The organism is Streptomyces sp. NPDC088810, from assembly GCF_044750305.1.
Lineage (GTDB): Bacteria > Actinomycetota > Actinomycetes > Streptomycetales > Streptomycetaceae > Streptomyces.
Window position 1 is genome coordinate 85,350 of sequence record NZ_JBIVJQ010000011.1, and the last position, 25,626, is coordinate 110,975.

Annotated in this window: 21 protein-coding genes and 1 pseudogene; 10 read left to right on the top strand and 12 right to left on the bottom strand. The window is 71.0% G+C overall.

All coding sequences use genetic code 11. The features are described from left to right. Positions 1-53: 53 nt before the first annotated feature. Positions 54-287, top strand: a pseudogene (locus ACIP4Y_RS29740) (hypothetical protein); the annotation flags it as partial. On the opposite strand, the gene ACIP4Y_RS29745 reads toward ACIP4Y_RS29740, so the two are convergent. From ACIP4Y_RS29745 to ACIP4Y_RS29755, 3 genes are all read right to left on the bottom strand, one after another. Further along, positions 225-431, bottom strand: coding sequence for a hypothetical protein (locus ACIP4Y_RS29745; RefSeq protein ID WP_401398800.1), 207 nt, complete (start codon positions 429-431; stop codon positions 225-227). The pseudogene ACIP4Y_RS29740 and the gene ACIP4Y_RS29745 sit on opposite strands and share 63 nt — an antisense overlap. Positions 432-668: 237 nt before the next feature. After that, complete coding sequence (locus ACIP4Y_RS29750) at positions 669-944, bottom strand: hypothetical protein (RefSeq protein ID WP_401398801.1); 276 nt, start codon at positions 942-944, stop codon at positions 669-671. Positions 945-1,360: 416 nt separating this feature from the next. After that, positions 1,361-1,966, bottom strand: coding sequence for a YceI family protein (locus tag ACIP4Y_RS29755; protein ID WP_401398802.1), 606 nt, complete (start codon positions 1,964-1,966; stop codon positions 1,361-1,363). Between the two features lie 223 nt (positions 1,967-2,189). On the opposite strand from ACIP4Y_RS29755, the gene ACIP4Y_RS29760 reads away from it, so the two are divergent. From ACIP4Y_RS29760 to ACIP4Y_RS29775, 4 genes are all read left to right on the top strand, one after another. Next, positions 2,190-2,696, top strand: a complete 507-nt coding sequence (locus ACIP4Y_RS29760) for a hypothetical protein (protein ID WP_401398803.1) — start codon at positions 2,190-2,192, stop codon at positions 2,694-2,696. Between the two features lie 36 nt (positions 2,697-2,732). Continuing rightward, positions 2,733-5,036, top strand: coding sequence for a polysaccharide lyase 8 family protein (locus ACIP4Y_RS29765; RefSeq protein ID WP_401398919.1), 2,304 nt, complete (start codon positions 2,733-2,735; stop codon positions 5,034-5,036). Positions 5,037-5,190: 154 nt separating this feature from the next. Next, positions 5,191-6,786, top strand: a complete 1,596-nt coding sequence (locus ACIP4Y_RS29770; RefSeq protein WP_401398804.1) for an acyl-CoA carboxylase subunit beta — start codon at positions 5,191-5,193, stop codon at positions 6,784-6,786. Between the two features lie 35 nt (positions 6,787-6,821). Next, complete coding sequence (locus ACIP4Y_RS29775; RefSeq protein ID WP_030346572.1) at positions 6,822-7,013, top strand: acyl-CoA carboxylase subunit epsilon; 192 nt, start codon at positions 6,822-6,824, stop codon at positions 7,011-7,013. A gap of 58 nt (positions 7,014-7,071) precedes the next feature. Here the strand turns inward: ACIP4Y_RS29775 and ACIP4Y_RS29780 are convergent, their stop codons facing one another. The 9 genes from ACIP4Y_RS29780 to ACIP4Y_RS29820 all read right to left on the bottom strand — a co-directional run bounded on the left by ACIP4Y_RS29780 (position 7,072) and on the right by ACIP4Y_RS29820 (position 20,758). Next, complete coding sequence (locus ACIP4Y_RS29780; RefSeq protein WP_401398920.1) at positions 7,072-10,149, bottom strand: NACHT domain-containing protein; 3,078 nt, start codon at positions 10,147-10,149, stop codon at positions 7,072-7,074. Positions 10,150-10,243: 94 nt separating this feature from the next. After that, complete coding sequence (locus ACIP4Y_RS29785; RefSeq protein ID WP_358636250.1) at positions 10,244-10,825, bottom strand: ATP/GTP-binding protein; 582 nt, start codon at positions 10,823-10,825, stop codon at positions 10,244-10,246. Further along, a complete protein-coding gene (locus ACIP4Y_RS29790) occupies positions 10,806-11,381 on the bottom strand; it encodes a DUF742 domain-containing protein (protein ID WP_358636252.1) in 576 nt (191 codons plus the stop codon). Before ACIP4Y_RS29790 ends, ACIP4Y_RS29785 begins: the two co-directional genes overlap by 20 nt. A gap of 94 nt (positions 11,382-11,475) precedes the next feature. Then, on the bottom strand, positions 11,476-11,889 hold the full coding sequence (locus tag ACIP4Y_RS29795; RefSeq protein ID WP_004983065.1) for a roadblock/LC7 domain-containing protein: 414 nt from the start codon (positions 11,887-11,889) through the stop codon (positions 11,476-11,478). A gap of 10 nt (positions 11,890-11,899) precedes the next feature. After that, the gene (locus ACIP4Y_RS29800) at positions 11,900-15,103 is read right to left on the bottom strand and encodes a nitrate- and nitrite sensing domain-containing protein (protein WP_401398805.1); all 3,204 of its coding nucleotides are present in this window, start codon (positions 15,101-15,103) and stop codon (positions 11,900-11,902) included. A gap of 398 nt (positions 15,104-15,501) precedes the next feature. After that, positions 15,502-16,077 (bottom strand): ATP/GTP-binding protein, encoded by a 576-nt coding sequence (locus ACIP4Y_RS29805; RefSeq protein WP_184970470.1) that lies wholly within the window; start codon positions 16,075-16,077, stop codon positions 15,502-15,504. After that, on the bottom strand, positions 16,058-16,456 hold the full coding sequence (locus ACIP4Y_RS29810) for a DUF742 domain-containing protein (protein ID WP_009190816.1): 399 nt from the start codon (positions 16,454-16,456) through the stop codon (positions 16,058-16,060). The genes ACIP4Y_RS29805 and ACIP4Y_RS29810 overlap by 20 nt, the downstream gene beginning before the upstream one ends. Before the next feature lie 111 nt (positions 16,457-16,567). Further along, a complete protein-coding gene (locus ACIP4Y_RS29815) occupies positions 16,568-16,981 on the bottom strand; it encodes a roadblock/LC7 domain-containing protein (RefSeq protein ID WP_030346561.1) in 414 nt (137 codons plus the stop codon). A gap of 9 nt (positions 16,982-16,990) precedes the next feature. Next, a complete protein-coding gene (locus ACIP4Y_RS29820; protein WP_401398806.1) occupies positions 16,991-20,758 on the bottom strand; it encodes a nitrate- and nitrite sensing domain-containing protein in 3,768 nt (1,255 codons plus the stop codon). A gap of 571 nt (positions 20,759-21,329) precedes the next feature. On the opposite strand from ACIP4Y_RS29820, the gene ACIP4Y_RS29825 reads away from it, so the two are divergent. From ACIP4Y_RS29825 to ACIP4Y_RS29845, 5 genes are all read left to right on the top strand, one after another. Then, positions 21,330-21,524, top strand: coding sequence for a hypothetical protein (locus ACIP4Y_RS29825; protein ID WP_401398807.1), 195 nt, complete (start codon positions 21,330-21,332; stop codon positions 21,522-21,524). Between the two features lie 237 nt (positions 21,525-21,761). Then, positions 21,762-22,547, top strand: a complete 786-nt coding sequence (locus ACIP4Y_RS29830; protein WP_401398808.1) for a fumarylacetoacetate hydrolase family protein — start codon at positions 21,762-21,764, stop codon at positions 22,545-22,547. Continuing rightward, positions 22,540-24,024: a glutamate--tRNA ligase gene (gltX, locus tag ACIP4Y_RS29835; RefSeq protein WP_401398809.1), complete on the top strand. Its 1,485-nt coding sequence runs from the start codon at positions 22,540-22,542 to the stop codon at positions 24,022-24,024. Before ACIP4Y_RS29830 ends, gltX begins: the two co-directional genes overlap by 8 nt. A gap of 114 nt (positions 24,025-24,138) precedes the next feature. Beyond that, entirely contained in the window at positions 24,139-24,843 is a 705-nt protein-coding gene (locus ACIP4Y_RS29840; protein ID WP_401398810.1) for a DUF4241 domain-containing protein, read from the top strand. Continuing rightward, on the top strand, positions 24,840-25,571 hold the full coding sequence (locus ACIP4Y_RS29845; protein ID WP_358636266.1) for an HAD family hydrolase: 732 nt from the start codon (positions 24,840-24,842) through the stop codon (positions 25,569-25,571). Before ACIP4Y_RS29840 ends, ACIP4Y_RS29845 begins: the two co-directional genes overlap by 4 nt. The last annotated feature ends 55 nt before the right edge of the window (positions 25,572-25,626 follow it).

The following is a 25,626-nucleotide window of genomic DNA, read 5'->3' on the forward strand; positions in this document are numbered from 1 at the left end:
AGGGGGAGAGGGGGAGAGGGGGAGAGTGGGGCGGGACCGCAGGTCGGACGAGCGCGGAACACGGCCGTGGCCTGCTGCTCGTCGCGGCCCTGGCGGACAAGTGGGGCGTGGGGGAGCGGAACCCGGGCAAGTTCGTGTGGTGTGCGTTCCACCGGGCGCCGTCAGCCCATGTCCACCGCGCCGGGTGCACCGGCGGACTGGTTGCCCAGCCGTGCGCCGGCCGGTCAGGTGATCGCCTGCGTCGTCCCGTCGGGCAGCGTGCAGGCCTCGCCGGCGTAGGGGCGTGAAATGATCTGTCCGCCGGCGGCCGTGCAGTCGTCCCTGGAGATGTTCGGGGACGAGGCGGCCCCGGCGCTGACAGCGCCGACGGCGCTCACGCCGGCCAGGGTCGCCGCGGCCAGGGCGAGGCCCAGGATTCTTCGCACGCGCATGACCTCCTCCTCTCGGGCGCCTTCGTTCGGCTTCCGGGAAGGACAACTCCCAGGACGGCGGCGCCCTCTTCCTCAGCATGGACGCTCCGCACGGGGCTCGCGCGACGAGGCTGGGCGCCGCGCCCGGGCGGTGACTGCCCGGCCCCGGAGAGGCATGACGCCGCCATGACGTCACCGACCGAGACCGGCCGCATCGGTACGCGTGCGCGTCGGCGGGAGCGGGGCGGCGCAGGTTCTCTAACGCGGTTCGTGGGCCGCCGCCCGGCAGGCACCGGTCGCGGCGCCGCCCGCCACTCCAACCTCGGTCAGCCCGGTCACACAACCCTGCAGGTCTCCGACCACACCACGGCTGCAGGCCGCTGTGACGGCGTCGGAATCGGTGGCACCGGCCAGTTCGGCCATCTGCGTGCAGGCGGGGATGTCCGCCCGGGCCGCGGGAGCGGCGAGGACCGCACCGCCGAGGGTGAGGGTCAGACCGGTGAGTGCACCGGCGATACGGGTCGAGGTGCGCATGGGAGGCACCTGCCTTCCGGATCGGTCGCGCGATCCTGCTCCCGTGGGCCGGATCCGCGCAGGAGGGCCGCCTGGCGACGCTCGGTGAGTGGTGCCCCGGCCGGCGGGCTCACAGACCGACCGCGCGTTCCTGCGTCGCATCCAGCGAGCCGCACCGGGGCATGGTCGCCAGGCCGGAGGAGAGGGCCCCGGACCGGATGGGACGCACGCGGACCTCCACTCGCGGGCCCCTCACTCCAGCGTCGCATCCTCTTCCCCGCCCGTCCTGGGCACCGGGCGGCGCCGGGGAACCGCTCGTGCGCGAAGCGGGCCGGTTTCCCACCGGGCGGCGCCGGGGAACCGCTCGTGCGCGAAGCGGGCCGGTTTCCGGTCACCCGTCGCCGACCGGAGACCGACCCGCTCCCCGTTCCCTCACCTCACGCCTGCTTGATGGCCGAGACGTCGAAGACCAGCTTGATCTTGTCGGAGACCAGGACGCCGCCGGTCTCCAGAGCCGCGTTCCAGGTCAGGCCCCACTCGGAGCGCAGGATCTCGGCCTTGCCCTCGAAGCCGACGCGCTCGTTGCCGAAGGGGTCCTGGGCGGAGCCGTTGAACTCCAGGTCGATGGTGAGCGGCTTGGTCACGCCGAGCAGGGAGAGGTCGCCGGTGATGCGGTACTCGTCGCCGCCCAGGGCCTCCGCCTTGGTGGAACGGAAGGTCATCGTCGGGAACTCGTCGATCTTGAAGAAGTCGGAGGACTTCAGGTGGCCGTCGCGGTCGGCGTTGCCGGTCTCGATGCTCGCCACCTGGACGTCGAGCGTGGCGGTGGACTTCGCGGGATCGGCGCCGTCCAGGTGCAGCGTGCCGGTGAAGTCCTGGAAGCTGCCCTTGACGTTGGTGACCATGGCGTGCCGGGCGACGAAACCGATCGAGCTGTGGGCCGGGTCGATCGTGTAGTCGCCGGTCAGCGCGGTCAGGTCGGGGCCGGCCGTGGCCTGCGCGGCGGGGGCGGGGGTGGTGTCCTTGCGGCTGAAGATGCCCATGGCGTGCTCCTGCGAGTGCTTGTTGAATGTTAAACGAATCCTGCGACTCCGAAGGTAACCCCATTCGGTTCAGTTTTCAACATCATCCGGAACGTGTTTCCGTCCTCACCCACGGTCATCATGTGTGCCCCCTGGCGCACGCCCCGCGCGCTCGGGCACCATCTGCCTGCACCACCTGCACAGCCGACCGCCAGCACGCACGGCCCACCGCAGGAAGGTCCCCATGAAGCCGCTGAAGCTCCGCGCGCTCCTCACCGCGCTCGCCCTCGTCGTCGCCCCCGGCGCCGCCGTCCTCGGCACCGCGACGGACGCCTTCGCCGTCACCAAGATCAGCCACGCCACCGCCACCCAGATGTTCCGTGACGTCGGCATCACCTGGTCGTCCTCCGGCAACTGCTCCGACCGCAACAACCCCACCTGTACGTCCTTCGAGCAGCTCAACCTCGCCACCGCCCAGGGCGCCCAGACCCTCAGGCGGTCCAGCGGCTGCGCGCTCAACATCACCGGCGGCACCGAGACCGGCCACGCCTCGGGCACCTACTCGCACTGGAACGGCTACAAGCTCGACTACGGCAAGAACACGTGCGTGACGTCGTACATCAAGAACAACTTCGGCTACATCGGCCTCCGCGGCGACGGAGCCCCGCAGTACCGGTCCGGCTCCGGCAACATCTACGCCGACGAGGGCAACCACTGGGACGTCCTCTACTACAACTGCGGCGGCTGCTGAGCCGGGAGCCGAGGAGAGAGGGCGGTGACCGGCCCCATGGGCATGACCCGGCGCGCACTGCTGCTGGCCGCCGCCCTCGCCGCCGCCGCGGCGCCGGGCGCCCGGGCGGCCGACGACCCGTACGACACCCTGCGCCGCCGCTGGCTCGGCATCTGCCTGGGCACGGGGTACGACCCGGCGGCCGAGCCGTACGCCTCCCGGCTCGCCCGACTCGGCCGGCGGGCAAGGGAGTACCGGGAGAGCATGGTCCCCGGTCCCGCCTCGCTCTGGCCGGGGCACCCCTTCGACCCGCCCTCGGGCATCACCTTCAGCTACGGCCGGCTGTGGACCATGACCCAGGCGTACGTCCAGGCCGGCACCGGTGCCACCGGCGACCCCGGCCTCCTCGCCGACGTCCTCCGCGGGCTCGACCATCTCTCCACCACCGTCTACAACCCCGCCACCACCCGCTACGGCAACTGGTGGGAGTGGCAGATCGGCAGCCCCCGGCTGCTGACGGACATCACGGCCGCCCTGTACGAGCAGCTCGGCCCGGACCGGATCGCGGTGGCCTGCGCGGCCGTCGACCACTTCGTCCCGGACGCGATGCTCACCGACTACTCCGGCACCTCCACCGGCGCCAACCGCGTCGACCTGTGCCGCTCGGTCGCCCTGCGCGGCGTCCTCGGCCGGAACCCGGAGAAGATCTCCCTCGCCCGCGACGCCCTCTCGCCCGTCTTCCCGTACGTCACCGACGGCGACGGCCTCTACGCCGACGGCTCCTTCGTCCAGCACACCTGGGTCGCCTACTCGGGCACGTACGGTCAGGTCCTGCTCGACGGCCTCGGGCGGCTGTTCTCGCTGCTCGCCGGGTCGGCCTGGGAGATCACCGACCCCGCCCGGCAGAACGTCCTGGACAGCGTCGAGCACGCCTACGCACCCCTGATCCACGACGGGCTGGTGATGGACTGCGTCAACGGCCGCGCGATCAGCCGGGGTTACCTGCGCTCCGACGACCTGCGCGTGCTGCGCAGCGACCACTACCACGGGCAGGCCCTGATCGCCGCCATCGCCCTCCTCGCGGCCGGCGCGAGCGAGGCCGAGCGCGAGCGCTGGTACGGCCGCATCAAGGGCTGGATCCAACGGGACACCGCCGTACCGGTCCTGACGTCGGGTCAGTTCGGGGTGGCCGATCTCGCGCGGCTGCACGCCGTCGCCGCCTCGCCCGGGCCCGCCGCCCCCGAACCCCTCGGCCACCGCCTCTTCCCGGCCATGGACCGCGCCGTCCACCGCACCCCCCGGTTCACCGCCGCCCTCGCCATGGCCAGCGACCGCATCGCCCACTACGAGTGCGGCAACGGCGAGAACCCGCGCGGCTGGCACACCGGGTCCGGCATGCTCTCCTGGTGGCCGCGGGGCCGCGGCGACCAGTACACCGACTGGTACTGGCCCACCGTCGACTGGTACCGGCTTCCCGGCACCACCGTTTCGGCCAAGCGGCTCCCCGACCGGGCCGGCGGCGAGTGGGGCGCGCCCAAGCCGGACGTGCGCTGGGTCGGCGGGACCACCGACGGCACGTACGCGGCGGTCGGCCAGCACCTGAAGGGCCTCGGCTCCACCCTTCAGGCCCGCAAGTCCTGGTTCTTCCTCGACGACGCCGTGGTCTGCCTCGGTGCCGGGATCAGCTGCGCCGACGGCGTGCCCGTCGAGACCGTCGTGGACAACCGCAACCTGGGCGAGAACGGCACCCAGACCTTCGTGCGCGCCGCACGGTGGGCGCATCTGGAGGGCCACGGCGGCTGGATCCTTCCGTGCGGGGGTGAGCTGCACACGGTGCGTGAGGACCGCACCGGCGCCTGGTCCGACATCAACACCACCAGCACCGACGAGCGGCGCACCCGGCGCTGGCAGACCCTCTGGCTCGACCACGGCACCGACCCGGCCGCCGCCGACTACGCCTACGTCCTGCTGCCCGGCGCCTCCCGCGGGCAGACCGCCGCCCGGGCCGCCGACCGGCACTGGCTGTCCGTCCTCGCCAACGACACCACCGCCCAGGCCGTCGCCGTACCCCGCCTGGGCCTGACCGCGTGGAACTTCTGGCGGGCCGGTACGGTGGGAGGCCTGACCGCCTCGGCCGGCGCGAGCGTGCTCGTCGTCCGGCGGGGCCGTACGGCCACCCTCCACGTCGGCGAGCCGCCCCGCAGCGGGGCCCCGCTGGAGCTGGTCTGGAACCATCCGGTGCGCGCGGTGATCCGGGCCGACGACAGCGTCCAGGTCCGGTCGGCTGACCGCCGTCTGAGGCTCCTTGTCACTCCGGGGAGGGCATGTGCCACCCATGAATGTGAGGTGGCTCTCAGCTGACGACTTTGTCGCTCCCCTACAACGCGACGGCCTCCTGAGCAGTCGGAACGGCTGCATGCCGCCAAGGTTCTGTTCACTGGTACCAGGAAAACGGGCCGGAGACTGTACAGAGTCGACGGCTCGCTTTTCTTCGTGTCCTTCGTAAGGTCGCTACATGACCGTTTTGGAAGAGACGACGGGTGAGCCGACCGGTGAGCCGACGGACGCACGCGGACGGGTCGCCGAACTGCACGAGATCCGTGCCCAGGCCGTGGCCGGCCCGAGCGAGAAGGCGACCGAGGCGCAGCACGCCAAGGGCAAGCTGACGGCGCGGGAGCGGATCGAGCTGCTCCTCGACCCCGGGTCCTTCCAAGAGGTCGAGCAGCTGCGCCGGCACCGGGCGACCGGCTTCGGCCTGGAGGCGAAGAAGCCGTACACCGACGGTGTCATCACCGGCTGGGGCACGGTCGAGGGCCGTACGGTCTTCGTCTACGCCCACGACTTCCGGATCTTCGGCGGCGCGCTGGGCGAGGCCCACGCCACCAAGATCCACAAGATCATGGACATGGCCATCGCGGCCGGGGCCCCGCTGGTGTCGCTGAACGACGGCGCGGGCGCCCGCATCCAGGAGGGCGTCTCGGCCCTCGCCGGCTACGGCGGCATCTTCCAGCGCAACACCAAGGCGTCGGGTGTCATCCCGCAGATCTCGGTGATGCTCGGCCCGTGCGCGGGCGGCGCGGCCTACAGCCCCGCCCTCACGGACTTCGTCTTCATGGTCCGTGAAACCTCCCAGATGTTCATCACCGGCCCCGACGTGGTCAAGGCCGTGACGGGCGAGGAGATCAGCCAGAACGGCCTGGGCGGCGCCGACGTCCACGCGGAGACCTCCGGCGTCTGCCACTTCGCGTACGACGACGAGGAGACGTGCATCGCCGAGGTGCGCTACCTCCTCTCGCTCCTCCCGCAGAACAACCGCGAGAACCCCCCGCGGGTCGAGTCCGCGGACCCGGTCGACCGCCGCAGCGACGTGCTGCTGGACCTGGTCCCGGCCGACGGCAACCGGCCGTACGACATGGCCAAGGTCATCGAGGAGATCGTCGACGACGGCGAGTACCTGGAGGTCCACGAGCGCTGGGCCCGCAACATCATCTGCGCCCTGGCCCGTCTCGACGGCCAGGTGGTCGGCATCATCGCCAACCAGCCGCAGGTGCTGGCGGGTGTGCTGGACATCGAGGCCTCGGAAAAAGCTGCGCGCTTTGTCCAGATGTGTGACGCTTTCAATATCCCGATCGTCACCTTCCTGGACGTCCCCGGGTTCCTCCCCGGTGTCGACCAGGAACACGGCGGAATCATCCGCCACGGCGCGAAACTGCTGTACGCCTACTGCAACGCGACCGTGCCGAGGATTTCGCTCATCCTGCGCAAGGCGTACGGAGGTGCTTACATCGTCATGGACTCCCAGTCGATCGGCGCCGACCTCACCTACGCCTGGCCGACGAACGAGATCGCCGTCATGGGCGCGGAGGGCGCGGCCAACGTCATCTTCCGCCGGCAGATCGCCGACGCCGAGGACCCCGAGGCCATGCGGCAGAAGATGGTCAAGGAGTACAAGGCCGAGCTGATGCACCCGTACTACGCGGCCGAGCGGGGCCTGGTCGACGACGTCATCGACCCCGCCGAGACTCGCGAGGTGCTCGTGAAGTCCCTGGCGATGCTGCACACCAAGCACGCCGACCTGCCTTCCCGCAAGCACGGCAACCCCCCGCAGTAACCCAGCGGACACCTCTCTCACGGAGACTGACACCCATGAGCACTCCTGACATCCGCGTCGAGAAGGGCCATGCCGAGCCCGAGGAAGTCGCCGCCATCACGGCCATCCTCATGGCCCGCGCCGCCGCCCGCCCCGAGCCTTCGGCGACTCACCGGATCCGCGCGAAGGCAGGCTGGCGCCGCCTGGAGCGCGAGCCGGGCTTCCGGGCACCGCACAGCTGGCACTGAGGTTCTGCGCGCCACCGCAGCCCCGCCACTCCGTTCGGGAGGCGGGGCTGCGGTGCGTTCAGCGGACGGTGACGGTGACGCCGGGGAGGTCGGGCGGGGCGGGGCTCGGGCACTCCTCCAACGTCAGCCTCCTGAGATGCGTCAGGTGACGCAGGCCGTGAAGTTCCTCGGGCAGGAGACACTCCGTCAAGGTGAGTTCGACGAGCTCGGGGCATCCCGCCAGGAGCCGCTGGTGCAGGCCCTGGACGTCGAAGTGGTAGAGCGTCAGCCCGTACAGGCCGGCCAGCGCGGACAAGGGCGCGAGGTCCGGTACATGGGCGCCTCGCACCCCCACGAGATACAGGTACGCAACGCCTGTGTACGGGGCCAGGAACCCCAGCCTGGTCTCCGCCGTGATGCCTGAGAAAGCCAGCTGGTACACGCCCGGCAGGGGCGGGAGGCCGTCGATGCCGTCCGGTGCGGCAAGCGGCAGGTGCAGCAGACTCAGGGCGGGCAGGTCCGCCAGAGCTTCCGCATGCCGGACCGAGGCAGCCCGGAGTACTTGGAGTGTCCGGAGACCGGGATGCCCCTTCAGGAGGGACAGGTCGGCCGTGCCACGCACCCTGCAGATCAGCTCCTGGAGCGGAGGGAGCTCTGCGAGGAAGGACAGGTCCGGAAGCCTGAACATGACTCTCAGTGAGGTCAGAGACCTCAGTCGGACCGCCGCCCGTAGTTGCCCCGTGTGCGTCAGCACCACCGCGTGCCGGTCCAGCGGAAGCCCGGCCATCACCCGATCGGCGTAAGCGTCCGCGTCGAAGTACGCCCAGGCGTCGATGAGCGCGGCCACCACGTCCCGACGGCCGTCTTCCGCGTAGCCCTCCAGCAGCCGCAGTGCCTCCTCGCCGCCGATCAGCGACACGGTCCGCACCGTCTGCACCGCCGACGTCGACGACAGCTCCGCCAGTGACCGCGGCAGCCTGCGCAGCAGAGGCGAACCGACCGCGGCCAGCGCCGGCGGGTCCGTCCTTCGCCGCGGTGGCAGCAGCGCGGACACCGCCTCCTCCAAGCGCCCTGCCAGCCCGTCGGAGACCTCCGGCACCGTCTCCTGGCAGGCCGCGGCCAGAAGGCGCAGCTTCCTGCCGTACCGGGGTTCCTCCCGGGCCCGGTCCAGGATGGTGCCCAGCAGTTCCTCCCGCTGGGGGCGGTTCGCGTGGCCCGCCGCCATGATGATGGTCTCGCGCCACAGGTCCAGGTGGGCCCGCTCGACCAGGTTGCCGATGCGGTCCTCCTCCGTGGCCTCCTCGGCGGCCAGGTACTCCTGGAAAGTGCGGTGGACGAAGTCCAGCCGGCCCTCGGCGGGGGAGCGCAGGATCCCCGAGCGGTCCCGGAGCTGCTCCAGGACCTTGCCGCCGTCCTGCTCGTCCAGATGCCGCATGCCCGCGAGCCGCTTGCCGACATGCACGGCCGCTTGCTCCAGCCCGATCTCGCTGCGGTTGTTGTCGGACAGCCGCCACGCCAGATCCCGGAGCAGCACCAGCTTGTCGTTGAGGCTCAGCCGGCCGTCCATCGCGCTCGGCACGTTCCGGTCCGCGTCCCGTTCGTGGACCAGCGTGTGCAGGGCGTTGCGGTACAGCTCCATCCGGTCCCGGGGGAGCCGGCTGCCCCCGTTGAGGTGCATCGCGCACAGCATGGCCGCCAGCAACGGCGTACCCGCGAGGGACTGGAGGTGCGGGCGGTCCTTCAGGCTCGTCAGCAACGACTGCTCGTAGCGCGGGAGTTCCTCCACCGTGCACGGCAGGTCGTCGTCCAGCTCCCGTACCGCCTGGTGCCACTGCCGTACGAAGGACGCCAGGTCGGGCGGGGCCATGCGGTCCAGGTGGAGCGCCGTGAACCCCTCGCGGCGCAGCCAGTCGGCACGCGCGGCGGCGGGACGCGAGGTGACGACGACCCGCACATCGCCGTAGGCGGCCAGCAGCCCGCGCAGCCACTCCCGGACGCCCCGCCGTTCGCCGTCCAGCAATTCGTCCACGCCGTCGATCAGCAGCAGGGCGTTGCCGTCGGCGAGCCGGCGTTCCACCCAGGCCTTCGGCATGACCCCGGTGATCTGCCCGGCCACCGAGTCCAGCATCGCCTCGGGCCTCGGCAAGTCCCGGCCGCTGTACTCGCGCAGCTTCACGAACACCGGTGTCAGACCGTTCCAGTCCGCCAGCTCCCCGGTGAACGCGCCGCGCGCCGCCGTCACCGCCAGCCAGCGCAGCAGTGTCGTCTTGCCCGAGCCCGCCTCGCCGCGCAGCAGCACCCGGGTGGCTCCGCCCAGGGCCGCCTCCACCCGCATGCCGGCGCTCTCGCTCCCGGGCTCCTCCCAGTCACTCATGTCGGGCCTCGGCCTCGGCAGCGAGCGGGCCGGCCGGCGCCGGCTGCCGTCGTCACCCGTGGCGCGCAGGCTGACGTACGCCACCGACAGCCGTACCTGCGCGCCCGCCCGGTCGGACGTGCGCCGGAACAGCTCCACCTCGTCCAGGGTCGTGCTGACGAGCTCCAGGTAGCGGCGTCGGAAGTCCCCGTCCCGGTCGGTGCCCTCCGGGGCGAACAGAGACCGGTCGGGCAGCCGCTCCAGCACCCGCGCGATCTCCGCGCCCAGCGACGTCGTACGGCCCAGCAGTTCGGTCAGCGCGCGTTCCTCGAAGACCGGAAGCCCCTGCACGATCCGCACGTAGTACTCGACGCACTCCGCGAACAGCACCTCGAACAGCCGGCTCTCCGCCTCGCCGAGCCCCACGGGCGGCGCCACGGCTCCCGTCACCCGGCGGACGATCTCCGCCGGATTCACGTCCGCCGCCAGCACCGCCTCGTCCGACAGGTCCGCCGCCGCGAACGTGTCGCACACCCCGTCGATCACGGCCTGCCGGCTGTTCTCCTCCAGGCCGGGGAACTCCCGCTCCAGGAACGGCGCCAGCCGGTCGTACACCGCGTCCGCGATCTCCTCGAACTGCCGTTGCACGCCCCGCTGGAAACGGAGCCCCGGCACCCGCAGCCGGATCAGCTCGGCCATGTCCATGCGGCGTTCCTGCTCCCGCCGCTTGCCCCCCAGCCACAGCTGCGCCGCCGCCCTCGCCACGGTCGACCCCAGCCGTAACGCAGCCGCCTCGGCAACCATCGCCACCCCCTCCAGTGCGTCGTCCAGTGTGGCACCGGGGTACGACAAAGGGGCCCTCTCCACGGAAAAGGGCCCCTCGTCACGCGGGAACCGGCTAGCGCAGGCGCGCCATCAGGGCGTGTTCCACGAGCGTGATCAGCGCGCTCTTGGCGTCCGCGCGGTGCCGGGCGTCCGTCGTGATGATCGGGGTGTCCGGACCGATCTGCAGCGCCTCCCGCACTTCCTCGGGGGCGTAGGGCTGCTGTCCGTCGAAGCCGTTGAGGGCGATGACGAAGGGCAGGCCGCTGTTCTCGAAGTAGTCGACCGCGGGGAAGCAGTCGGCGAGGCGGCGGGTGTCGACCAGGACGATCGCGCCGATCGCCCCGCGGACCAGGTCGTCCCACATGAACCAGAAGCGGTCCTGGCCCGGCGTACCGAACAGGTACAGGATCAGGTCCTGGTCCAGGGTGATGCGGCCGAAGTCCATGGCGACCGTCGTGGTCGTCTTGTCTCCGGTGTGGGTGAGGTCGTCGATGCCGGCCGAAGCGGACGTCATGACGGCCTCTGTGCGCAGCGGGTTGATCTCCGAGACGGCGCCGACGAACGTGGTCTTGCCCACGCCGAAGCCGCCCGCCACCACGATCTTCGCGGAGGTGGTGGAGCGGGAAGGACCGCCGCTAGAGCTTGCGAAGTCCACTGAGCACCCTTTCGAGCAGTGTCACGTCTGGCTGGCCGCCGGCGTTCTCGTCGCCGCCGGGCTGATGGATGGCGACCAGGCCCGCCTCCGCCAAGTCGGCGACGAGAATCCTGGCCACGCCGAGGGGGATCGTCAGCAGGGCCGAGATCTCGGCCACCGACTTGATCTCCCGGCACAGGTTGCAGATCCGCTGATGCTCGGGCAGCTGGCCCTGCATCTGGTGCGGAGCGGCGGTGGTGTGCACCAGCGCCTCGATGGCGAGCTGGTAGCGCGGGCGGGTCCGGCCGCCGGTCATGGCGTACGGCCGCACCAAGGGGTTGTGGGACGCCGTGGCCGGGGCCGGCTCGGGGCGGCGCTGCGGCTGGACCGGCTGGATCCGCGGGGCCGGGGGCTGGTCGTACGGCGACGGGCCGGGGCCCTGCGGGGCGTACGGCTGCCGGTGGCTGGGTGCGGAGGGGAAGTTGTACCGGTTCGCCGAACCGTCGCCCTGGCCCTGGCCCTGGGCAGGGCCGTACGACCAGTTGCCCGAAGACGAACCGCCTGGGGGTGTTGCCACTTTCTCCTCCTCCGACTGCGCCGGGCACCCATCCGTGTGGAGCCGCGTCCCGAAACCTTACGGCCCCGGGACGCGAATACGCACCGTCCGATAATTAGTTGAGAAGGCTTCCCTGGAGCTCCGCGCGGAGATCCGGGGTGAGGACCGTGCCCGCGCGGTCCACCAGAAGGGCCATCTCGTACCCGATGAGACCGATGTCCGCCTCCGGGTGGGCCAGGACCGCCAGCGAGGAACCGTCGGAGATGGACATGATGAAGAGGAATCCCCGCTCCATCTCCACAACCGTCTGATTCACGCTGCCTCCCTCGAAGATCCGGGAGGCGCCTGCCGTCAGAGACGTCAGACCGGAGGCGACGGCCGCGAGCTGGTCGGCGCGGTCGCGGGGAAAGCCTTCGGACATCGCCAGAAGGAGTCCGTCGGCGGAGACCACCACCGTGTGGGACACCCCCGGGGTGTTGTCCACGAAGTTGGTGATCAACCAGTTCAGGTTCTGTGCCGCCTGGCTCATCGGGCTCACACTAACGCTCCTGGTTGTAGGTGCTGTCAGGACCGAAGCCCTGGCCGTTCGTTTCACTGCCTGCGCTGCGTCCGCGCTGGACGCCCCGGCGCAGGTTGCTCAGCCTGCCCCGGACGTCCTCCGGGGCGCGGGAGACCTGTGGGCCTCCCTGGGGGGTGGTTTCGGCGGCGCCCTCGACCAGATTGGCCTTGGGTACCCGCCGCGGCAGGCCGGAGGCGGTGACCCCGCCTGCCTTGGGCTTCCGGAGCTGCGCGGCCTGCTGCCACCGCTCGTCGTTCGCCGAACGCCAGCTGCTGTCGCCGCTCGCCCCCGGCGCGTTGCCCGGTGCGGGAGCCGGCGCTTCCTGCTGCGCACGCGCCGTGCCGTTCGGGGAGCCGGCGCCGTGGGAACCGCTCGCGGTGGACCCGCGGCGGGGCAGCCCGGCGTCGGTCAGCGCGTGTGCGGCGGAAGAGGCCGTTCCCGGACGGTCGAAGCCTACGCCGTTCCGCTCACTCGCGTCAGCGGCCTGCGAGGATTCCGTTTCCGGAGCGTACTGGGCCGGATAGCCGTTCTGGTAGCCGTCCTGCTGGGGCCAGTCGTCCTGGTAGGACGGCGCCTGGGCAGGCTCCGCATACGACGACGAGGGCTCCGGGTAGCCGCCGTTCGGGGAGTACCCGTCGTGCTGCGCGTGCTCGCCGCCCGGCGTGTAGTACTGCTCGTCGTACGACTGCTCGTACTGCTGCTCGTACGACTGCTGCTGCTCCTCGTACGCCGGCGCCTCGTACGCCTGCTGGGGCTGCTCCTCGTACGTCTGCTGCTGCTCCTGGTACGCCGGCGTCTCGTACGGCTGCCGCTGCTGCTCGTCGTAGGCCTGCTGCTGCTCGGCGGGCTGCTGGCCGTGGGTCTGGGCCTCCAGCGCGGCGCGGCGCTCCTCGCGCATCAGCGAGCGGCCGACGGGGTTCAGGTCACGGATGTCGTCGGGGACCTCCGTGTACCGGCTGTCGTCGAAGCCCAGCTCGGCGGCGGTGCGCATCGGCTGCTGCTGCGGGGCGAAGCTCTCACCCTGGAACTGCTGCTCCGGGATGATCTGCGAGACGGTGAACTCCTCGCGGTCCAGCGAGGTTTCGCCGCCACCGCCGTGCGTGATCGCATCGGGCAGCATGACCAGGGAGGTCGTACCGGCCTGCTCGCCCGAGGGGCGCAGCTGGACCCGGATGCCGTGCCGGTCGGACAGCCGGCCGACCACGAACAGGCCCATGCGCTGGGAGATCGCGGCGTCCACGGTCGGCGGGTTGGCCAGCTTGTGGTTGATGTCCGCGAAGTCCTCGGCGGTCAGGCCGATGCCCTTGTCGTGGATCTCGATCATGACGCGGCCGTCGGGCAGCCGGGTCGCGGTGACGCGGACCTTGGTCTGCGGGGAGGAGAACGTGGTGGCGTTCTCCAGCAGCTCGGCCAGCAGGTGCACGAGGTCGGTCACGGCGCGGCCGTGGATCTCGGCCTCCGGCACACCGGACAGCTCGATGCGCTCGTACTGCTCCACCTCCGAGGAGGCGGCGCGCAGCACGTCGACCAGCGGGACCGGCTGGTCCCAGCGGCGGCCGGGCTCCTCGCCGGCGAGGACCAGGAGGTTCTCGCCGTTGCGGCGCATACGGGTCGCCAGGTGGTCCAGCTTGAAGAGGTTCTCCAGCTGGTCCGGGTCGGCCTCGTTGTTCTCCAGGTCGGTGATCAGGGTCAGCTGGCCCTCGATCAGCGACTGGTTGCGGCGCGACAGGTTGGTGAAGATCGCGTTGATGTTGCCCCGCAGCAGCGCCTGCTCGGAGGCGAGCCGGACCGCCTCGCGGTGGACCTGGTCGAAGGCGCGGGCGACCTCGCCGATCTCGTCCTTGGTGGTGATCGGGATCGGCGCGACCCGGGTGTCGACCCGGCCGGGGTCGGTGCGGGAGAGCTGGTCGACCAGCATCGGCAGCCGCTGCTCGGCGATGCCGAAGGCGGCGTTGCGCAGCTGGCGCATCGAGCGGCTCATCTGGCGGGCCACGGCACCGGCCAGGATGAAGGCCAGCAGCAGGGCCACCACGACGATGGCACCGGTGATGAACGCCGAGGTCTTGGCGTCGTCGGCGATGTCCGAGGCCTCGTTCACCGCCTTGTCGGCCATGTCCGACTCGATCTGGCGGTACGCCTTGTACTTCAGCGTGTTGACCGCCCACCAGTTCTCGGCGGTGACGCCCCCGGCGGCCAGCTGGTCACGGGTGAGCGTGCTGGTGTCCTTCATGGTGGCGAGCGCGCCCACCATCTTCGTCGGGTCGGCCGACGCGTTGCCGCCCTTGGACTTCTGCGCCATGGCCGCGGCGTCAGACTTGACCTTGTTCTCGAGGTCGGTCAGCTTCTGCGCGTCGGCCTCGGTGCCACCGCCGAGGTACTCCTCGCGGGCGATGCGCTCCAGGTAGGCGTACGAGGACAGGGAGACCCGCTGGGTCGCCAGGTTCGGGGCGTCCGGGCCGGGCTTGACCAGCAGGTGCGTGCCGATCGACCGCTCCAGGGACAGTGCCGCCTTGGTCAGCGAGATGGCGTAGACGGTACGACCGTAGGAGGTGATGTTTCCGGTGCCCAGACCGAGTTCGTTGGCGAACTCCATCAGCGGGTGGCTGATCTGGATGTAGCCCTCTTCGGTCTGCACGCCGGTCATCTTGGAGGTGTACGCGGCCTGCCGCAGCTGGGCCAGCTTGGGCTCGACCTCGCGGAACAGCGTCAGCCGGCGCTTCAGGCCGGCCTCGCCCGGCATGCTCTTGGCCGCCTCGTTGAAGCCGCCGGCGGCCTGGTCGGTGGCCTTGCGGGCGTCGTCGACGGTCTGCTTGCTGACCGCGTCCTTCTTGTTCAGCAGCAGCGGAGCCGCGGTGACGTCACGCTCGCTCTCCAGCGCGTCGGCGTAGGTCAGGGCGGCGCGGACCAGACGGGCGGTGTTCTCGGCGTCGCGGGCCTGCTGCCAGGTGTCGATCGAGCTCTTCACCTGGAAGCCGCCCATGACCAGGCCGACTGCCACGGGTATGAGCAGAATCGCGTTCAGCCGGGTCGGCACCCGCCAGTTCCGCGGGGAAAAACGGCCGCCGCTGGGCGCGGGAGTGGCCGCCGGTTCCGCTCCGGGAACGGGGGTGGGCGCCGCAGCGCGCGGCGGCGGGGTGAAGTTGCCCCGCGCCGACGGCTCGGGACCGTTCTTGCTTCGCCTCACTCGACCAACAACCTCTCGGCGGTCGGCACCTACGTCGTGCCGCAGTCTCTCAGAGCCCGGTTCGCCATCGACCACCAGTGCGTACTAGGTACGTACTCAGTACGTCTTCGACCATTGGGCAGTTCAGGCATTCCAGCACGTGGACCAGCGCACTTCCAAACAGCGGAAAGCCCGTGATGAAGCCGTTGTAAGCGCCAGATAAAACGGTCATAAAGAGCGAGCCCCGCCAAAAGGCGGGGCCTTCGTGCGCACAGCGGCACCACGCGACCGCGTCGCGTGGTGATACCGGGGGATTCCTCTGCCGAACTGTTATGAACACCGGAGCCGACCGTGTCAAAGGCCACAGTCGGCTCCCGTGCCCGTACGTTAACTGCCGTACGACCCGTCGTACTTGAGTGCTACTTCAGCCGCGCCATCAGGGCGTGCTCCACCAGCGTGATCAGCGCACTCTTTGCATCCGCACGGTGCCGGGCGTCCGTCGTGATGATCGGGGTGTCCGGACCGATCTGCAGCGCCTCCCGCACTTCCTCGGGGGCGTAGGGCTGCTGTCCGTCGAAGCCGTTGAGGGCCACGACGAAGGGCAGGCCGCTGTTCTCGAAGTAGTCGACCGCGGGGAAGCAGTCGGCGAGACGGCGGGTGTCGACCAGGACGACGGCACCGATCGCGCCGCGGACCAGGTCGTCCCACATGAACCAGAAGCGGTCCTGGCCCGGCGTACCGAACAGGTACAGGATCAGGTCCTGGTCGAGCGTGATGCGGCCGAAGTCCATGGCCACCGTGGTGGTGGTCTTGTCCCCGGTGTGGGTGAGGTCGTCGATGCCGGCCGAAGCGGACGTCATGACGGCCTCTGTGCGCAGCGGGTTGATCTCCGATACGGCGCCGACGAACGTGGTCTTGCCCACGCCGAAGCCGCCCGCCACCACGATCTTCGCGGAGGTGGTGGCCCGACCCGCGTCAGAGCTTGCGAAGTCCACTGAGCACCCTTTCGAGCAGCGTCACATCCGGAGCGCCGCCGTTGTTCTCGTCGCCACCCGGCTGGTGGATGGCGACCAGGCCGGCCTCGGCGAGGTCGGCCACCAGGATCCGGGCCACACCCAGCGGCATGGCCAGCAGCGCCGAGACCTCCGCGACCGACTTGACCTCGCGGCACAGGTGGCAGATGCGCTGGTGCTCCGGAAGGAGCCCCATGAGCGCTGCCGGGTCGGCCGTGGTGCTGATCAGCGCCTCGATGGCGAGCTGGTAGCGGGGCCTGGTCCGGCCGCCGGTCATGGCGTAGGGCCTCACCAGCGGCTGGTCGCCCTCGTCCCCGTACGGCTCCGCGTACGGATCATGATGGGCGGTGGGCGGGGTCATGAATCCTCCGGGCGGGACAGCAAGTCGGTCAGTCAAGCCGTCTGACGGGGCCGGTGGGGGGATTGTGGCGGCCGGACGGTGTTTTCGTGAGGTGGGTGGTGCCGGGGGCGGTCAGTGGAGCAGACTGCCCTGGAGTTCGGCGCGCAGGTCCGGGGTGAGTACCGCACCCGCGCGGTCGACGAGCAGTGCCATCTCGTAGCCGACGAGACCGATGTCCGCATCGGGATGGGCCAGGACCGCGAGGGACGACCCGTCCGAGATGGACATCAGGAAGAGAAACCCGCGCTCCATCTCGACGACCGTCTGCGCCACCGTGCCACCCTCGAAGATCCGGGACGCCCCGGCCGTCAACGAGGTCAGCCCGGACGCGACGGCCGCCAGCTGGTCGGCGCGGTCCCGCGGGAAACCTTCGGACATCGCCAGCAGAAGGCCGTCGGCGGAGACCACCACCGTGTGCGACACCCCTGGGGTGTTGTCCACAAAGTTGGTGATCAACCAGTTCAGGTTCTGTGCCGCCTGGCTCATCGGACTCAACTAACGCTCCTGCTGGTGAGTGGGGCTCGGGAAGCTGCCGGTCTGGCCGCTGCCGGCCTGACGGCCCTGAGCGATGCCCCGACGAAGATTGGTCAGCCGTCCGCGTACGTCGTCAGGCGCACGCGAGACCTGCGGACCGGTTTGGTGCTGTTGCTGCTGAGCGGTGCCCGGCACGAGGTTCGCCCGGGGCACACGGCGCGGCAGGCCGGAGGTGGTGACCCCGCCGGCCGCGGGCTGCCGGACGCGTTCGGCCTGCCGGACGAGTTCGTCGTTCGGCGAGGTGCGCCAGGAGCCGGTGTTCGACGCGGACCGCTGCGGAGCAGGCGCGGGCGCCTGCTGCTGCCGCGGTGCGGGCGTGTTCTCCTGCCGCGGTGCGGGCGTGTTCTCCTGCTGCTGACCGCCGTGGAACCAGTTGGTCTCCAGCGTGTCGTACAGCGGGGTACGGCCGTCACCCGGGCCGCTGGCCGGCGGCAGTGCCTCCGGCTCCCGGCGGACCGGACGCTGCTGCGGCGCGGACGGGCGCGGGGCGCCGAAGTCGCCGTGCCCGGCAGGCTGCGGGCGCTCGAACTGGCCGGTGTGGCCAGGGTTCTGGCGGCCCGGGAGGGCGTGCTGCCCGGTGGAGCCGCCGTCGTACGCCTGCGGGGCCTGCGGGGCCGGGAACTGGCCCGTGTTCTGCGGGTCGTTCTCCGGCTGTCCCGGCGCCGGCGTGCCGAACACGTCGGAGCGGACGTACGAGTCGGTGCCCTGCTGGGTACCGGGACCGTCGAAGGCGCCCGGCTGCTGGGCCTGGTCGGGGCGGGCGTACTGCCCGGTCTGCTGGAAGTTGTCGGGGCGCGCGAACTGGCCCGTCTGCTGGGCGTTGTCCGGGCGGGCGAACTGGCCGGTGTGCGAGCCGCCCGCGCCGTTCAGCTCGGCGCGCGGGAACTCGCCCGTCGCGGCCGGGCCCTGGGCGTCGATCCGGGGTATCTCCGAGGTCGAGCCCGGACCCTGCCGGTCGTCCACCCGCGGCATGCGCGCGGTCTGCGTCGGGTCCTGCTCGTCGTGGCCGCGCGGGGTGTCCATCGCGGCACGTGACAGCGGGGCCTCGCTCCAGTCCGGGGTGCGCGACTGCGGGGCACCGCCGGGCAGCTCGGCCCGCGGGCCGCCGCGCGGCGGCAGCTGGGGCTGGCGGCCCTGGTCCGCGGGACCGCCGGACCGCTTGCGGCCGCGGCCGCCGAAGGCGTCCTGCTGCGGCCCGCCCGGGTTGGCGGCCTGCAGGTTCTGCGGGGCGCCCGGCGTCTGACCGCCGAAGCCGGCCGGCGCGGGACGGTTCTGCTGGGGGCCGCCGGGGCCGCCCTGCGGACCGCGCGCTCCGCCCGGCGCACCGGGACGGCCGCCCTGGCCCGCGCCGGGCAGCGCGGCCCGGGAACCCTGGGCGGAGCCGACCTGGCCGCGCGGGCCGGGACCGGAACCGAGCAGACCGCCGCCGGCCGGGGCGCCGCCGGGGTTGCCGTGCTGCCGCCGGGCCGCTGCCGCACCGGCGGCGGCCTGCGCGGCGGCGGGACCACCGGTGGACCCGGGTGCGCCGGGCTTGCCCGGAGCGGGCTTCCGGCCGCCCTGGGCGACGTCCACGGGCAGCATGACCAGCGCGGTCGTGCCACCGGAGTCGGACGGGCGCAGCTGGATGCGGATGCCGTGGCGCTGGGACAGCCGGCCGACCACGAAGAGGCCCATGCGTCGGGAGACGGAGACGTCCACGGTGGGCGGCGAGGCGAGCCGCTCGTTGATCGCCGCGAGGTCCTCGGGGGAGAGGCCGATACCGGTGTCGTGGATCTCGATCAGGACACGGCCGTCGGGCAGCGCGTGACCGGTGACCTTGACCTTGGTCTGCGGCGAGGAGAAGGAGGTCGCGTTCTCCAGCAGCTCGGCGAGCAGGTGCACGAGGTCGTTGACCACGCGGCCGGCCACCTCGGTGGTCGGCACGGCGGCCAGCTCGATGCGCTCGTACTGCTCCACCTCGGACGCGGCGGCACGGAGCACGTCGACCAGCGGGACCGGACGGGTCCAGCGGCGGCCCGGCTCTTCACCGGCGAGAACGAGGAGGTTCTCACCGTTACGGCGCATACGCGTGGCGAGGTGGTCCAGCTTGAACAGCGAGGACAGCTGGTCCGGGTCGGCCTCGCGGGACTCCAGCTCGGAGATCAGCGACAGCTGGCGCTGGATCAGACCCTGGGAGCGGCGCGAGAGGTTGGTGAACATCGCGTTGACGTTGCCCCGCAGCAGGGCCTGCTCGGCGGCGAGGCGGACCGCCTCGCGGTGCACGTCGTCGAAGGCCGCGGCCACCTGGCCGATCTCGTCCCGGGAGTGCACACCGACCGACTCCACGGAGGTGTCGACGTCCTGCGGGTCGGACTCGGAGAGCTGCTTGACCAGCTCGGGCAGGCGGTCCTGGGCGACCCTGGTCGCGGTCTCCTGCAGTCGGCGCAGCGAGCGGATCATGGACCGGGCCACGACGAACGCGCCGACCAGCGACACACCGAGGACGAGGAGGATCAGCGCACCGGAGATGATGGCGTCACGCTGGGTGGCGCTCTTCAGCTCACGGGCCTTCTGCTCCATCTCCTCCAGCAGCGTGTGCTCGATCTTCTTCATCTGCTCGATCTTGGTCGAGCTGTCGTCCACCCAGTCCTTGTAGGAGCGCGCCGGCAGCTGCTGCAGGCCGTCGGGGGACTCGAAGGAGCGCTTGGCGTAGGTGTCGGCGGACTCGATCGTCGGGTTGCCCTCGTCGATCGGCTTCAGCAGCTCCTCGGCGTTCTGGTCCGCGTAGATCTTCCGGAAGATCGCCAGCTCGGAGTTCTCGCTCTCGTACGCCGACTGGCCGTAGAGGCGGTCGTTCTCGGAGAGGTCGCCCTTGGTGTCGGTGGTCGCGGGCAGCGCGGCGGCGATCATCGCGCGCTGCACGGACGCGTACTCCTTGGCGGTGGAGAAGGCCGCCAGGGCGCGGGTCCGGGAGATCATCTCCGGGTTGCTGGACGCCTCGGCCATGTCCTGGGAGAGGCCGATCAGCTGGCTGATGAGCCGGTGGTAGGACTCGACCGTCTGGGAGGCGTTCTCCTTGGACCCGTAGGCCTTCTGGCGGATCCTGGCGAGGTCGTCCAGCTGGTTGGCCAGGCCGACGAGCGCGTCGCGCACGCCCTGCAGGTTGCCGTCCTTGCTCGCGGCGTCGATCTCCTCGGAGGAGTCGAGGAAGTTCTCGCGGGCCCGGTCCGTCTTCTGCTGGTAGGCCTTGATCTGGTAGTCGTTCTTCTTCAGGCCGCCGTGGGCCAGCGGGCCGGCGGACTGGTCGCGCTCCTCCTGGAGCGCCATCGCCAGCTCGGTGGCCTGCTTGGTCATCTCCGTCAGCAGCTTCATGTTGTCGAGCTGCTGGATGTCGTTCATGTTCTCGTTGATGCGCAGCGCGCCCAGCGAGGTCGCCGCGACCACGGGCAGGGCGAGCAGCGACACCAGGCGCGTGGAGATGCGCCAGTTGCGCAGCGCCAGCCGCGAACCCGTACTGGTCGGGCCCTGCGCGGGCTTCGCCGACGGCGTGGGGTTGCCGGAGGGCGTCGCGGTCGTGGGGGCCGACCCGGCGGACCCGCCCGGGCGTCCGCGCTCACCACCGTCTCCGGCCTGGGCCTGGCCCGGCTTCTGGGCGTGCTGGGGCGAGGAGCTGACGGCCTTGGGGCCAGTCCCGCCGTGCGGCTCCGGCTCCGCCGAAGCGCTGCCATCCCTCTTGAAACGTCCCTGCACTAGCGTCGCAACCTCTGGACCAGGCACCCCCCCGCTTGAACGGAGGGACACGGTGTCGGCGTTGTGGAGAGCGCCCTGAATACGCCCCCCGGGTGGTCTTGAGTGACCGGCGCTGGTTCCCCCCTATCTCGCCGCCACTCGGCGCTGTGTGCGCCCCCTGTGCGCCGGCTCGATCCTGCGGCGGTCCGTGGAATTCCAGCACAGTGCAGGATCTCCAACAAGGGCAGTGGACCGAGCTGTGACCTCCGTGACCCGCTGTGAGGGGTGGGTTACCGCTCGTGGAACCGGTTCCGGGGCATAACGGGCATACCCTGCTGAGTCGCTGCTCGGTGCCCGGTGTCCCAGTCGCCATGATCAGGAGCGGAATGGTGGCTTCAGGGGGGCAATGTCCGTTTCGTTGAGGCGAGTTGCCAGTCGGAATTGACCGATTTGCCCGTGAGGTCGTGAGCAAACTCACATGAACATCAGGGGGAGTTGGCGTCTTCGTCGGGGAATCGGATGTTTAGCCTGGCGCTTTACAAGAAGGACGACTCTGCCAACCCACCCGACCAGAGGGCACAGGACGACAACGGTGAAGACGACGATGATGTTCCGCACGATAGCCAACCCGCGACGCACGACCCTGGCGCACCTGACGGACGCCGGCGAGCTGCACACGCCCGAGCTGCCGGAGCACTCCGTCGACCTCCCCGCCCAGACGGCCAACCCCCGCCGCACCGTCCTCATGGACGTCCCGGTCGGCGCGGGCGCCCCGGCCGGCGAGTAACCGACGGCTCCACCCGGCCCGGAACGGCGCCGGCAGTCCCACCGAGCGCGGCCAAGGGATCACGTGTCCCCCCGGCCGCGCTCGTGTCTTCTCCCGGCCGTTTTTCGCACGGCGGCCCACACGCTCCGGTGACCCGCCTCTGACCTGCGCCGAAGCCCCCAGAAGCGAACAACTTCGCATAGCTCCGTTAACCTGAGGCGTCAGTACGCCGGTTCTCAGTGAGGGGCGCAGGATCCCGTGCGCATCGCCAGGTTCTCCATCGACGGGAACGTAGCCTTCGGCGCGGTCGAGGGCGACAAGCAGGACGAGCTCGTCCTCGACATCATCAAGGGCATCCCGTTCGCGGACTACGAGCTGTCCGGTACGAAGGTGCCGCTCGGCAAGGTCAGGCTGCTGCCGCCGGTGCTCCCCAACAAGGTCGTGGCCTTCGGCCGCAACTACGGCGAGCACGCGCGCGAGCTGGGCAACGAGGTGCCGGACACGCCCTTCGCCTTCTTCAAGCCGTCCACCTCGGTGATCGGCCCCGGCGACGACATCCAGTACCCCTCCTTCACCGAGGAGCTTCACCACGAGGCCGAGCTGGCCGTCGTCATCGGCCGCATGTGCCGCGAGGTCCCGCGCGACCGCGTCAAGGACGTGATCTTCGGCTACACCTGCGCCAACGACGTCACCGCCCGCGATGTGCAGAAGCGCGAGAAGCAGTGGGCCCGGGCCAAGGGCTTCGACACCTCCTGCCCGCTCGGCCCCTGGGTGGAGACGGACATCGACCTCGCCCGCGCGAACGACCTCACCGTCCAGCTCACCGTCAACGGCGAACAGCGCCAGCTGGGACGCACGAGCGAGATGATCCACTCCGTCGAGGACCTGATCGTCAACATCTCCGAGGCCATGACGCTGCTGCCCGGCGACGTCATCCTCACCGGCACCCCCGCGGGGGTCGGCCCCCTGCACGTCGGCGACGAGGTCGCCGTCACCATCGAAGGCATCGGCACTCTCACCAACAAGGTTGTCAAGCGTGGCTAGCGCACCCGGCTCCCCCGTACGCGTCCGTTTCTGCCCCTCGCCCACCGGTAACCCCCACGTGGGCCTGGTCCGCACCGCCCTGTTCAACTGGGCGTTCGCCCGGCACCACCAGGGCACCCTGGTCTTCCGCATCGAGGACACCGACGCGGCCCGCGACTCGGAGGAGTCGTACAACCAGCTGCTCGACGCCATGCGCTGGCTCGGCTTCGACTGGGACGAGGGCCCCGAGGTCGGCGGCCCGCACGCGCCGTACCGCCAGTCGCAGCGCATGGACATCTACGCCGACGTCGCCCGGAAGCTGCTGGACGCCGGCCACGCCTACCACTGCTACTGCTCCCAGGAGGAGCTGGACACCCGCCGCGAGGCCGCCCGCGCCGCCGGCAAGCCGTCCGGCTACGACGGCCACTGCCGCGACCTGAGCGCCGAGCAGGTCGAGGAGTACCAGGCCCAGGGCCGCACCCCGATCGTCCGCTTCCGGATGCCCGACGAGACGATCACCTTCACCGACCTGGTCCGCGGCGAGCTGACCTTCACGCCGGAGAACGTGCCCGACTACGGCATCGTCCGCGCGAACGGCGCCCCGCTGTACACGCTGGTGAACCCGGTCGACGACGCGCTGATGGAGATCACCCACGTGCTGCGCGGCGAGGACCTGCTCTCCTCCACCCCGCGCCAGGTCGCCCTCTACAAGGCGCTCATGGAACTGGGCATCGCCCGGCAGATCCCGGCCTTCGGCCACCTGCCGTACGTCATGGGCGAGGGCAACAAGAAGCTGTCCAAGCGCGACCCGCAGTCCTCCCTCAACCTCTACCGCGAGCAGGGCTTCCTGCCCGAGGGCCTGCTCAACTACCTGTCCCTGCTGGGCTGGTCGCTCTCGGCGGACCAGGACATCTTCACGATCGAGGAGATGGTCGCGGCCTTCGACATCTCCGACGTGAACCCCAACCCGGCACGCTTCGACCTGAAGAAGTGCGAGGCGATCAACGCCGACCACATCCGCATGCTGGATGTGAAGGAGTTCACCGAGCGCTGCCGTCCCTGGCTGAAGGCCCCGTTCGCCCCCTGGGCGCCGGAGGACTTCGACGAGTCGAAGTGGCAGGCGATCGCCCCGCACGCCCAGACCCGCCTGAAGGTCCTGTCGGAGATCACCGACAACGTCGACTTCCTCTTCCTGCCGGAGCCGGTCTTCGACGAGGCCTCGTGGACCAAGGCGATGAAGGAGGGCTCCGACGCCCTGCTCCGCACGGCCCGCGAGAAGCTGGAGTCGGCCGACTGGACCTCCCCCGAGTCCCTCAAGGAGGCCGTCCTGGCCGCCGGCGAGGCCCACGGCCTCAAGCTCGGCAAGGCCCAGGCCCCGGTCCGGGTGGCCGTCACCGGCCGCACGGTCGGCCTGCCGCTCTTCGAGTCCCTGGAGGTCCTGGGCAAGGAGAAGACGCTGGCCCGCGTCGACGCGGCGCTGGCCAGGCTGACGGCATAGGCGCGCGCGTCCCCGAGGGGCGGTGGCCGTACCGGCTGCCGCCCCTCCGGCATGTCAGTGGGTCGCACTAGTGTTCCGGCTCACACAGCGAGCGAGATCGAGAAGGGCGCCGCCATGCCGATGAGTCCGCGGGACTACACCTGGCTGTTCACCCCGGGCAGCACGTTCAGCTTCGAGACCGGGACCCAGGGCGTGCTCCACCCGGCCGACGGCGGCGAGCTGGACCTGCCCACCGGCCGGGTCGTCGCCTGCGACCCGTTCGTCCACCTCGGCAGCGGCGACATCGAGCCCTTCACGGCCACCGTCGCGCCCGGCCGCTACCGCGTCGACGCGGCCGTCGCGACCCTCACCCGGCCCGGCGAGCCCCCGTCCGACCGCCCCCACCGGCGCGTGGCCGCCGCCCGCCTCGTCATCCGGGACGAGCCGGCCGTCACCTGGGAACTGGCCCTGCGCCCCGGCCAGGACCTCGCCGAACTCGCGGACGACGAGTTCTTCGGGTACGGCGTCGACGCCGGCACCGGCTGCTTCTACGACGCCTCGGCCGAGGAGGCGTTCCCGGAGACCGAGGAGGAGGAAGGGCCGCTGTGGGACGCGTTCGAGCACAGCGACTGGTCGCCGGGGCCGCACCTGGTCACGTCCACCACCGGCGGCCACACCCTGGCCGCGTTCACCTCGGGCTGGGGCGACGGCGTCTATCCCACCTGGACGGGCCGCTCGGCCGCGGGTGAGATCACCTGCTTCGTGACGGACTTCTTCGTGGTCCCGGACCCCGAGTCCGCCCACGAGCCGGCCGGTCCGGCGGTACCGTCGGTTCCATGACGATCCGAGCCGTGGTCTGGGACGTGGACGACACCCTGTTCGACTACACGACCGCGGACCGTGAGGGCATGCGGGCGCACCTGGTGGCCGAGGGGCTGCTCGTCGGGTACGACAGCCCGGAGCAGGCCCTGGTGCGGTGGCGGGAGATCACCGAGCGGCAGTGGGCGCGGTACGCGGCGGGGGAGTGCTCCTTCCAGGACCAGCGGCGCGACCGCGTGCGCGTGTTCCTCGGCACGGACATGACCGACGCCGAGGCCGACGCCTGGTTCCAGCGGTACGTGGGGCACTACGAGGCCGCCTGGAGCATCTTCCCGGACGTCCTGCCCGCCCTGGAGGCGCTGGCCGTCAGCCACCGGCACGCGGTGCTGTCCAACTCCAGCATCGCCGTCCAGGAGCACAAGCTGCGCACCCTCGGTCTGCTCGACCGCTTCGAGTCCGTGCTGTGCGCCGCCGAGCTGGGCGTCTCCAAGCCGGATCCGGGCGCCTTCCTGGCGTCCTGCGAGGCGCTGGGGCTGTCGCCGCACGAGGTGGCGTACGTCGGCGACCACCCCGAGATCGACGGGCGGGGCGCCGCCGAGGCCGGACTGCTGTCGGTGTGGATCGACCGCGGGACGGGCGTCGTACAGGCCGTCGGGGAGGTCGTCTGCCGCCGGATCTCCACCCTCGCCGAACTCCCGGCGCTCGTCCGCGCGGATACCCGTTTTGGAGCCCCGTCCACCTTCGGGTAATGTTCTTCCTGCGCCGAGGGGAGCGGGCCGGAAGGCCGGAGCCCCGAAGCGCAGA